9 protein-coding genes are annotated in these 9,240 nt (G+C 65.0%); 8 read left to right on the forward strand and 1 reads right to left on the reverse strand.

The window, feature by feature from the left end:
* The first annotated feature begins 143 nt into the window (after positions 1-143).
* The 5 genes from pstC to phoB are packed head-to-tail and all read left to right on the forward strand — an operon-like array spanning position 144 to position 4,263.
* The gene (gene pstC, locus RAD04_RS27695; RefSeq protein WP_026201750.1) at positions 144-1,133 is read left to right on the forward strand and encodes a phosphate ABC transporter permease subunit PstC; all 990 of its coding nucleotides are present in this window, start codon (positions 144-146) and stop codon (positions 1,131-1,133) included.
* 4 nt (positions 1,134-1,137) lie between these two features.
* Entirely contained in the window at positions 1,138-1,989 is an 852-nt protein-coding gene (gene pstA, locus RAD04_RS27700) for a phosphate ABC transporter permease PstA (protein WP_461616103.1), read from the forward strand.
* Positions 1,986-2,804, forward strand: coding sequence for a phosphate ABC transporter ATP-binding protein PstB (gene pstB, locus RAD04_RS27705; protein ID WP_028139784.1), 819 nt, complete (start codon positions 1,986-1,988; stop codon positions 2,802-2,804). Before pstA ends, pstB begins: the two co-directional genes overlap by 4 nt.
* An 11-nt stretch (positions 2,805-2,815) precedes the next feature.
* Positions 2,816-3,532: a phosphate signaling complex protein PhoU gene (gene phoU / locus RAD04_RS27710; RefSeq protein ID WP_018316912.1), complete on the forward strand. Its 717-nt coding sequence runs from the start codon at positions 2,816-2,818 to the stop codon at positions 3,530-3,532.
* Between the two features lie 23 nt (positions 3,533-3,555).
* Positions 3,556-4,263 (forward strand): phosphate regulon transcriptional regulator PhoB, encoded by a 708-nt coding sequence (gene phoB, locus RAD04_RS27715; protein WP_018316913.1) that lies wholly within the window; start codon positions 3,556-3,558, stop codon positions 4,261-4,263.
* A 223-nt stretch (positions 4,264-4,486) separates the two neighbouring features.
* On the opposite strand, the gene RAD04_RS27720 is transcribed toward phoB, so the two are convergent.
* The gene (locus RAD04_RS27720) at positions 4,487-4,999 is read right to left on the reverse strand and encodes a GcrA family cell cycle regulator (RefSeq protein ID WP_014491301.1); all 513 of its coding nucleotides are present in this window, start codon (positions 4,997-4,999) and stop codon (positions 4,487-4,489) included.
* 456 nt (positions 5,000-5,455) lie between these two features.
* Between RAD04_RS27720 and RAD04_RS27725 the strand changes: the two genes are divergently transcribed.
* The 3 genes from RAD04_RS27725 to RAD04_RS27735 all read left to right on the forward strand — a co-directional run bounded on the left by RAD04_RS27725 (position 5,456) and on the right by RAD04_RS27735 (position 8,862).
* Positions 5,456-6,664, forward strand: coding sequence for an acetylornithine transaminase (locus tag RAD04_RS27725; RefSeq protein WP_461626326.1), 1,209 nt, complete (start codon positions 5,456-5,458; stop codon positions 6,662-6,664).
* Positions 6,664-7,587 (forward strand): ornithine carbamoyltransferase, encoded by a 924-nt coding sequence (gene argF, locus RAD04_RS27730; protein ID WP_461626327.1) that lies wholly within the window; start codon positions 6,664-6,666, stop codon positions 7,585-7,587. The genes RAD04_RS27725 and argF overlap by 1 nt, the downstream gene beginning before the upstream one ends.
* A gap of 267 nt (positions 7,588-7,854) precedes the next feature.
* Positions 7,855-8,862: an Hsp33 family molecular chaperone gene (locus RAD04_RS27735; RefSeq protein ID WP_461626328.1), complete on the forward strand. Its 1,008-nt coding sequence runs from the start codon at positions 7,855-7,857 to the stop codon at positions 8,860-8,862.
* The last annotated feature ends 378 nt before the right edge of the window (positions 8,863-9,240 follow it).

The raw sequence follows: 9,240 nt of genomic DNA on the forward strand, positions 1-9,240 counted from the left end.
ATCGTCCAGTGTGCCGCTCCGCGAGGGCCGGAACTACAAGACTTCCGCTCCGGATCGGCGCGCGCCGCGTCCGGAGCGCGAGACCGACAAAAAGACTGACAACAAGCGTATATTATCGGGCACAGGGGATCGGCGTGGCAGAAATGGCCGTTCAGAGCGATGTAATCGACGACGCCGGACCGTATGACCGCGCCAAGGCGTTGAGCGCGTTCAAGCTCGGCGACGTCACCTTCTACTGGATCACGCGGCTGTCCGCGATCTCGGTGCTGCTCATTCTCGGCGGCATCATCGTCTCGCTGATCGTCGGCGCGTTCCCGGCGATGAAGGAATACGGCTTCTCCTTCCTGTGGACGCAGCGCTGGGCGCCGTCGGCCGATCCGCCCGTGCTCGGCGCGCTAGGGCCGATGTACGGTACGCTCGTCACCTCCTTCATCGCGATGCTGATCGCCATTCCCGTCGGTCTCGGCATTGCGATCTTCCTCACCGAGCTCTGCCCGCAATGGCTGCGCCGCCCGATCGGCATGGCGATCGAGCTGCTCGCCGGCATTCCCTCGATCATCTACGGCATGTGGGGCTTCTTCGTGCTGGGCCCGTTCCTGGCCAACACCTTCCAGCCCTTCATGATCAGGATCTTCGACGGCGTGCCCGTGCTGGGTGCGATCTTCGCGGGTCCGCCGTCCTATCTCAGCACGTTCAACGCCGCGCTGATCCTCGCCATCATGGTGCTGCCCTTCATCACCTCGATCTCGGTCGACGTGTTCAAGACGGTGCCGCCGGTGCTGAAGGAGGCCGCCTACGGCGTCGGCTGCACCACCTGGGAAGTCGTCCGCAGCGTGGTGATCCCCTACACCCGCGTCGGCATCATCGGCGGCGTCATGCTGGCGCTGGGCCGCGCGCTCGGCGAGACAATGGCGGTGACCTTCATCATCGGCAATTCGTTCCGCATCTCCTCATCGATCTTCGCGCCGGGCACCACGATCTCGGCGGCGATCGCATCCGAATTCGCCGAGAGCGACGGCCTGCACCAGTCCGGCCTGATCCTGCTCGGCCTCTTGCTGTTCGTGCTGACGTTCTTCGTGCTGGCCGCAGCGCGGCTGATGCTGATGCGGCTGGACAAGAAGGCGGGGAAGTAACGTCATGGCGCTCAATCCGATCTATTCGCGTCGTCGCCGCAAGGACATCGTCATCCGCGGGCTCTGCTTCGCCGCGGCCGCCTTCGGCGTCACCTGGCTGGCGCTGATCCTGATCACGCTGCTCTTCAACGGCCTGGCCGGCCTCAATCTCGAGATCTTCGTCGCGGATACGCCGCCGCCGGGTTCGACCGAAGGCGGCCTGCGCAACGCGATCGTCGGTTCGATCATCATGACGTTGATCGGCGTCGGCATCGGCGCGCCGCTCGGCCTGTTCGCCGGCACCTACCTTGCCGAATACGGCCGCAACGACCGGCTGACCTCGGTGATCCGCTTCATCAACGACATCCTGCTCTCGGCGCCCTCGATCATCATCGGCCTGTTCATCTATGGCGCGGTGGTGGTGCCGATGCGTGGCTTCTCCGCGATCGCAGGCAGCCTGGCGCTCGCCGTCATCGTGATCCCGGTCGTGCTGCGCACCACCGAGGACATGCTGCTGCTGGTGCCGAATCCCCTGCGCGAGGCGGCCTCGGCGCTCGGCCTGCCACGCTCGCTGGTGATCAAGCGTATCGCCTATCGTGCGGCCCGGTCGGGCCTCATCACCGGCGTGCTGCTCGCCACCGCCCGCGTCGCCGGCGAGACCGCGCCGCTGCTCTTCACCGCGCTGTCGAACCAGTTCTTCAGCCTCGGCCTGAACAAGACGATGGCCAACCTGCCGGTCACCATCAACAACTTCGTCCAGAGCCCCTACGCCTATTGGAAGCAGCTCGCCTGGAGCGGCGCGCTGCTGATCACGCTCACCGTGCTTGCCCTGAACATTGGCGCGCGCATCCTCGGCGCCGAGAGGACTGCAAAATGACCGACCTGTCCGTATCCATGAGTTCCAACGCTCATCTGGCCTCGCAGCCGCTGCCGGAAGCCCCGGCCAAGGTGACGGTGCGCAATCTCAATTTCTATTACGGCGAGCACCACGCGCTGAAGAACATCAACCTGACGCTGGGCGCCAACCGCGTCACGGCGTTCATCGGCCCGTCGGGCTGCGGCAAGTCGACCCTGCTGCGCATCTTCAACCGGATGTACGACCTCTATCCGGGCCAGCGCGCCACCGGCCAGCTCATGCTGGACCAGACCAACATCCTCGACCCCAGGCTCGACCTCAATCTGCTGCGCGCCCGGGTCGGCATGGTGTTCCAGAAGCCGACGCCGTTCCCGATGACGATCTACGAGAACATCGCCTTCGGTATCCGCCTCTACGAGAAGATCTCGAAGTCGGAGATGGACGACCGCGTCGAGAAGGCGCTGCGCGGCGGCGCGCTCTGGAACGAGGTCAAGGACAAGCTCAACGCCTCCGGCCTGTCGCTCTCCGGCGGCCAGCAGCAGCGTCTGTGCATCGCCCGCACCGTCGCGGTGCGGCCTGAGGTGATCCTGTTCGACGAGCCCTGCTCGGCGCTCGACCCGATCTCGACCGCCAAGGTCGAGGAGCTGATCCAGGAACTGTCCGAGAACTACACGATCGCGATCGTCACCCACAACATGCAGCAGGCCGCGCGCGTCTCCGACAAGACCGCCTTCATGTATCTCGGCGAGCTGATCGAGTTCGACGACACCAGCAAGATCTTCACGTCGCCGAGCGACCGGCGCACGCAGGATTACATCACCGGCCGGTTCGGCTGAGGAGACGCGACATGGGTACCGAACATACCGCAAAAGCTTTCGACACCGACCTCCAGGAGCTCACCCGCCTGGTCGCCGAGATGGGCGGCATCGCCGAGCGCATGATCGTCGATTCCGTCGACGCGCTGATCCGCCGCGACGTCGCGCTCGGCCAGCGCGTCGTCACCATCGACGCCGAGCTCGACGCGCTGCAGAAGCGCATCGAGGAACGTGCGGTGCTCACCATCGCCCGTCGCCAGCCGATGGCGGTGGATCTGCGCGAGATCGTCGGCGCCATGCGCGTTGCGACCGACCTCGAGCGCATCGGCGACCTCGCCAAGAACATGGGCAAGCGCGTCGCCGCGCTGGAGACCGACTTCCATCCGCTGAAGCTGTTCCGCGGCCTGGAGCACATGACCGACCTCGTGCAGCAGCAGGTCAAGTCGGTGCTGGACGCCTATGCCGCGCATGATCTGCCGGCGGCGATGGCGGTGTGGAAGGGCGACGAGGAAGTCGACGCGATCTGCACCTCGCTGTTCCGCGAGCTCCTCACCTACATGATGGAGGATCCGCGCAACATCTCGTTCTGCATCCATCTGATGTTCTGCGCCAAGAACATCGAGCGGATCGGCGACCACGCCACCAACATCGCCGAGACCGTGTTCTACATGATCGAGGGCCAGGCGATCACCGACAAGCGGCCGAAGGGCGACATGACCACCTTTGCCACGACGGTCCCGAATACCTGAAGACTTGAAGGAGCGACGACCCGATGGGCGCACGCATTATGGTGGTTGAGGACGAGGAAGCTCTCACCGAGCTGCTTCGCTACAACCTCGAAGGCGACGGCTATGACGTCGAGACGGTCATGCGCGGCGACGACGCCGACACCCGCCTCAAGGAGCACATCCCGGACCTGATCGTGCTCGACTGGATGCTGCCGGGCCTGTCAGGCATCGAGCTGTGCCGCCGCCTGCGCACGCGGCCCGACACCAAGCAGCTCCCGATCATCATGCTCACCGCGCGCGGCGAGGAGAGCGAGCGGGTGCGGGGACTTGCGACCGGCGCCGACGACTACATCGTCAAGCCGTTCTCGGTGCCAGAGCTTTTGGCGCGCGTGAAGGGCCTGCTGCGGCGCGCCAGTCCTGAGCGGCTCGCGACGGTGCTGGCCTATGGCGACATCGAGCTCGACCGCGACAAGCGCCGCGTGGCGCGCTCGGGCCGGCCGATCGATCTCGGCCCGACCGAATATCGCCTGCTGGAGTTTTTCCTGGAGCATCCCGGCCGCGTGTTCTCGCGCGAGCAGCTGCTCGACAGCGTCTGGGGCCGCGACATCTACATCGACGAGCGCACCGTCGACGTCCATATCGGCCGCCTGCGCAAGCTGCTCAATCTCGGCCGCGAGCAGGACCCGATCCGCACCGTCCGCGGCGCCGGCTACGCGCTCGACGACCGCTTCGCGAAGGCGGAGCAGACGTAAGGTTTGCAGGCGTTGGGGTTTGGTGGGCTGCCGCCACACCCTCAGTGTCGTCCCTGCGAAAGCAGGGACCCATAACCACAGGGCGTGGTTTAGCGAAGACTCGGAGTGACCATTTCGCGCGACAACTGCGCCCTGTGGTTATGGATCCCCGCGTTCGCGGGGATGACACCGAGTGGTTTGAGCCGTCATCGTGTGACGGCTGCAATCAGTTAGATCAACAAGCTCAGCGCGGACCCGGCTTCGCCGGCGCGCGACGGCGATCCGCCGCCGGCTGATACGCCACGCGCGAATGCTGGGCGCAGTAGGGCAGGCCGGAGAGTGCCTTGCCGCCGCAGAAGAAGAAATCCGGGCTCGAGGGATCGCCGACCGGCCAATGGCAGGTCGCCTCGTTCAGCTCGAGTAGCGACAGCCGCTGGCTCATCGGCACCACGTTGTCGTAGGTGACCGGTTCAGCCTCCACCTCGACCTCGAAGGCCTGCGCCAGCGCGGTGTTGCCGCGCGCGATGGGACGGGTCACCCGCATCATGTGCTGCGCGGGACGCGCCTTGCGCGGCCGGGGCGCTGCCGATGAAGGGCTCTTGGCGCGGCCCGACAGACCGAGCCTGTGCACTTTGCCGATCACGGCATTGCGGGTCACATTGCCGAGCTCAGCTGCGATCTGGCTGGCCGAAAGTCCGGCCTCCCAGAGCTTTTTCAGCTGCTCGACGCGATCGTCGGACCAGGTCAAAACCGTCATTGCACCCTTTCCCTCGCTACGCGCCAGCCATCCTGGGGCCTCGCAGCGATTGCCTAAGTCTTCAAAAACCCGTGCCGCCAGAATCCCTTAAGGCTCGCCGGGCGCGTGACTGACGCCTGAACGTTTACGCCGGTACATGAGGACTCTTGAGATCAGAACCGCTGCACGAGATGTCGTATCTGACAATCCAAACGCTACAATATGGCGTGACTCCCGCGCAAGAGTCCGCCGACTCGCTTCCACATGTTCCGTGGTGAAAACCCGCAAAATCGGCACCGCAAGACTACGGATTCAGCGTTTCCCGAGGCTTTCCGGGCGGCATTGACACCCGTCTTGCCAAGCATAAGATAGTCCCGCGTGCCGCCCTTAAAAGGCGGCACGTTTCGTTTTCCGGGCCGGTCGATGGTGCGTTGCGCAATGCACGCGTCACACCGTCCTCAACATTCAAGTGACATCATGACTAACAGCGCAGCGCCGCATTTGCTCCCCGTTTTCGCCAGAGCCGACCTCGGCTTCGAGCGCGGCGAAGGCTGCTGGCTGATCGCGACGAATGGCGATCGCTATCTCGATTTCACCTCGGGCGTGGCTGTGAATGCGCTCGGCCATTGCCACCCGCATCTGATCAAGGCGCTGCAGGAGCAGGCGACGAAGCTCTGGCACATGTCGAACCTGTTCCAGAGCCCGGATGGCGAAAAGCTCGCCAACCGGCTTTGCAACGAGAGCTTTGCGGACTTCGTGTTCTTCTGCAATTCGGGCGCCGAAGCGCTGGAGGGCGTGATCAAGCTGGTCCGGCATCATCACTTCTCCAAGGGCCATCCGGAACGTTATCGCATCATCACTTTCGAAGGCGCGTTTCACGGCCGCACCCTGGCAACGCTCGCGGCGACCGGCTCTGCAAAATATCTCGAAGGCTTCGGTCCGCCCATGGAAGGCTTCGACCAGGTGCCGCATGGCGATATCGAGGCCGTCAAGAAGGCGATCGGTCCGCACACCGCCGGCATCCTGATCGAGCCGATCCAGGGCGAGGGCGGCGTGCGCTCGGCAACGCCGACCTTCCTCAAGGCGTTGCGCCAGCTTTGCGACGAGAAGGGCCTGCTGCTCGCCTTCGACGAGGTGCAGACCGGCATGGGCCGCAGCGGCGATCTGTTCGCCTATCGGCGCACCGGCGTCGCGCCTGACGTGATGTCGCTGGCGAAGGCGCTCGGCGGCGGCTTCCCGATCGGCGCTGTGCTGGCGACCGCGGATGCGGCGGCCGGCATGGGGCCCGGCTCGCACGGCTCGACCTTCGGCGGCAATCCGCTGGCGATCTCCGCGGCCAATGCGGTGCTCGACGTCATGCTCAAGCCCGGCTTCTTTGACCACGTGCAAAAGATGTCGCTGCTGCTGAAGCAGAAGCTCGCCTCCGTGATCGACCGTCATGGCGATGTCGTCAGCGAAGTGCGCGGCGAGGGCCTTCTGATCGGCATCAAGGCCGTGGTGCCCTCCGGCGATCTCGTCGCGGCACTGCGCAATGAAAAACTGCTCACGGTGGGTGCCGGCGACAATGTCGTGCGTTTCCTGCCGCCACTGATCGTGACCGAAGCCGAGATCGAGGACAGCGTCGGGCGGCTCGAGCGCGCCTGCGTCGCAATCTCGTCCAGCCAGACCAAGCGGGCGGCAAGCTGATGAGCAAGTCCCCGAAGCACTTCCTCGATATCAACGAGCTGCCGCTGTCGGAGCTCAAGACCATGCTCGCGGCGTCCTCCGCCATGAAGGCGAAGCAGAAGGCGCAGCAGCCGGTCAGGCCGCTCGAAGGCAAGACGCTGGCGATGATCTTCGAGCGCCCGTCGACCCGGACACGCGTGTCGTTCGACGTCGCGATGCGCCAGCTCGGCGGCGAGCCCATCATGCTCACCGGTGCCGAGATGCAGCTCGGCCGCGGCGAGACCATCGCCGACACCGCGCGCGTGCTGTCCCGCTATGTCGACGCCATCATGATCCGCATCCTCAACCACGATGCGCTGCTGGAGCTTGCGGCCAACGCCACCGTGCCCGTCATCAACGGCCTGACGCGGCGATCGCATCCCTGCCAGGTGATGGCCGACCTCATGACCTATGAGGAGCATCGCGGCCCGATCGAGGGCAAGACGGTGGCCTGGACCGGCGACGACAACAACGTGCTGGCGTCCTGGGCTCACGCCGCCGAGCGCTTCAAGTTCCAGCTCAATGTCGCAACGCCGCCGGAGCTCGCGCCGAAAAAAGCGATGCGCGACTTTATCAAGGCGACCGGCGCGCCGATCATGCTCGGCACCGATCCGGAGGCCGCCGTGAAGGGCGCCGACTGCGTCGTCACCGACACCTGGGTGTCGATGGGCGACAAGGAAGGCGAGCATCGTCACAACGTGCTCAAGCCCTATCAGGTCAACGGCAAGCTGATGTCGCTGGCCAAACCCGATGCGCTGTTCATGCACTGCCTGCCCGCCCATCGCGGCGAGGAGGTCACGGATGAAGTGATCGACGGTCCGCAATCGGTCGTTTTCGACGAGGCCGAAAACCGTCTGCACGCGCAGAAGGGCATTCTGGCCTGGTGCTTTGACGCGGTGAAGTAAGGACGCTGGAAGCCCGACTGCCGCCGCACGCACAACTGTCGTCCCTGCGAACGCAGGGACCCATACCGCGGAATCTCTCTTGTGGCAGGCTGGCGGAGGCGAGCGGTCTTCGCCAAACAGCGTCCTGTGGTTATGGGTCCCGGAGCTGCGCTTACGCTTGTCCGGGACGAAATCGAATTTGCCGCAACGTTGTGCAACCTTATCGCCCCCGAACCCCCCCACCCCGCGCCCCTTCCATTTCCTACCCACCGACCCCAGATAACGCCCATGGTTTCCCAATCCCCTGAGATGAAAGCCGGCCCCGAAGGCCCGGTTCGCGCGCCATCAGCGGTTCCGATCGATGACGCCGTGTTGCCCTACGAGGTCGACGCGCTCGACGTGCGCGGGCGCCTGGTGCGGCTTGGCCCGGCGCTCGACGAGATCCTGACCAAGCACGATTACCCCGCGCCGGTCGGCAAGCTGCTCGGCGAGGCAATCGTGCTGACGACGCTGCTCGGCTCGGCGCTGAAATTCGAGGGGCGCTTCATCCTGCAGGCCCAGACCGACGGCCCGGTGTCGTTCCTGGTCGTCGACTACATGGCGCCGGATCGCCTGCGGGCCTATGCGCGCTTCGATGCCGCGCGTCTCGGCGATACCAAAGATTCCGGCACGCTGCTCGGCCGCGGTCATCTCGCCATGACCATCGACCAGGGCCCCGACATGAGCCGCTATCAGGGCCTGGTCGCGCTCGACGGCGGCAGCCTCGAAGACGCCGCCCACGAATATTTCCTGCGCTCCGAGCAGATCCCGACGCGCGTGCGCCTCGCGGTCGGCGAAGAGTGGCGCTCCAACGACGGCGGCAAGCATCGCTGGCGCGCCGGCGGCATGCTGATGCAGTTTCTGCCGAAGGCGGCGGAGCGCGCGCGGCAGGCCGATCTGCATCCCGGCGATGCCCCCGATGGCGTCGAGGTGCACAGCGTTGCCGAAGACGACGCCTGGGTCGAGGCGCGTTCGCTGATCGAGACCGTCGAGGACGTCGAGCTGATTGATCCCGAGCTCTCCGGCGAGCGGCTGTTGTTCCGCCTGTTTCACGAGCGCGGCGTGCGCGTGTTCAATCCGATGGTCCTCAAGGCGCAATGCTCCTGCTCGCGCGATGCGGTCGCATCGATGCTGAAGAGCTTCTCGCCCGACGACCGCGCTGCCATGGTCAAGGACGACAAGGTCGTGGTGACCTGCGAGTTCTGCAGCTCGGTGTATGATTTCACGCCGGAAGAGGCGGGCGTGGAAAACGCGTAGCGAACTCTCGTAGGTGGGCAAAGGCGCACTTGCGCGGAGCGCATGATTTCTCGATGACGACCAAAAACGTGGGCATGCTTCGCCTTGCCCACCCTACGGCAGCTTGCTGTGTCGCCCTCTGTCAATCCGCCTTGCTAAAAATATTCCACTTTACCGAAATTCGGTTTCGGCGTATGTGTCGTCCATCCCGGCTCACCCAAGAGGGGCGATCATGTGTCGTCACGCATCGCGAGCCGGGCTTGCGGTGGACGCGGCAGCGTCGGCACGAGAGGTGCGGGCAGGGCGGGTAGTCCCTGTGAGTCCGAAACCGCGTGTAGATGAGCGGCGCTGTTCAGTTCGTCTCGCCACATTCTTTCGGCAACGTCGACAAGGCCGGGA

It is taken from the genome of Bradyrhizobium sp. 25ACV, assembly GCF_054863005.1.

What these genes read in the sequence shown, in the direction of transcription:
- pstC (WP_026201750.1), top strand. Translation starts at nt 144, where the DNA reads ATGGCCGTTCAGAGCGATGTAATCGACGACGCCGGACCGTATGACCGC.
- pstA (WP_461616103.1), top strand. Translation starts at nt 1,138, where the DNA reads ATGGCGCTCAATCCGATCTATTCGCGTCGTCGCCGCAAGGACATCGTC.
- pstB (WP_028139784.1), top strand. Translation starts at nt 1,986, where the DNA reads ATGACCGACCTGTCCGTATCCATGAGTTCCAACGCTCATCTGGCCTCG.
- phoU (WP_018316912.1), top strand. Translation starts at nt 2,816, where the DNA reads ATGGGTACCGAACATACCGCAAAAGCTTTCGACACCGACCTCCAGGAG.
- phoB (WP_018316913.1), top strand. Translation starts at nt 3,556, where the DNA reads ATGGGCGCACGCATTATGGTGGTTGAGGACGAGGAAGCTCTCACCGAG.
- RAD04_RS27720 (WP_014491301.1), bottom strand. Translation starts at nt 4,999, where the DNA reads ATGACGGTTTTGACCTGGTCCGACGATCGCGTCGAGCAGCTGAAAAAG.
- RAD04_RS27725 (WP_461626326.1), top strand. Translation starts at nt 5,456, where the DNA reads ATGACTAACAGCGCAGCGCCGCATTTGCTCCCCGTTTTCGCCAGAGCC.
- argF (WP_461626327.1), top strand. Translation starts at nt 6,664, where the DNA reads ATGAGCAAGTCCCCGAAGCACTTCCTCGATATCAACGAGCTGCCGCTG.
- RAD04_RS27735 (WP_461626328.1), top strand. Translation starts at nt 7,855, where the DNA reads ATGGTTTCCCAATCCCCTGAGATGAAAGCCGGCCCCGAAGGCCCGGTT.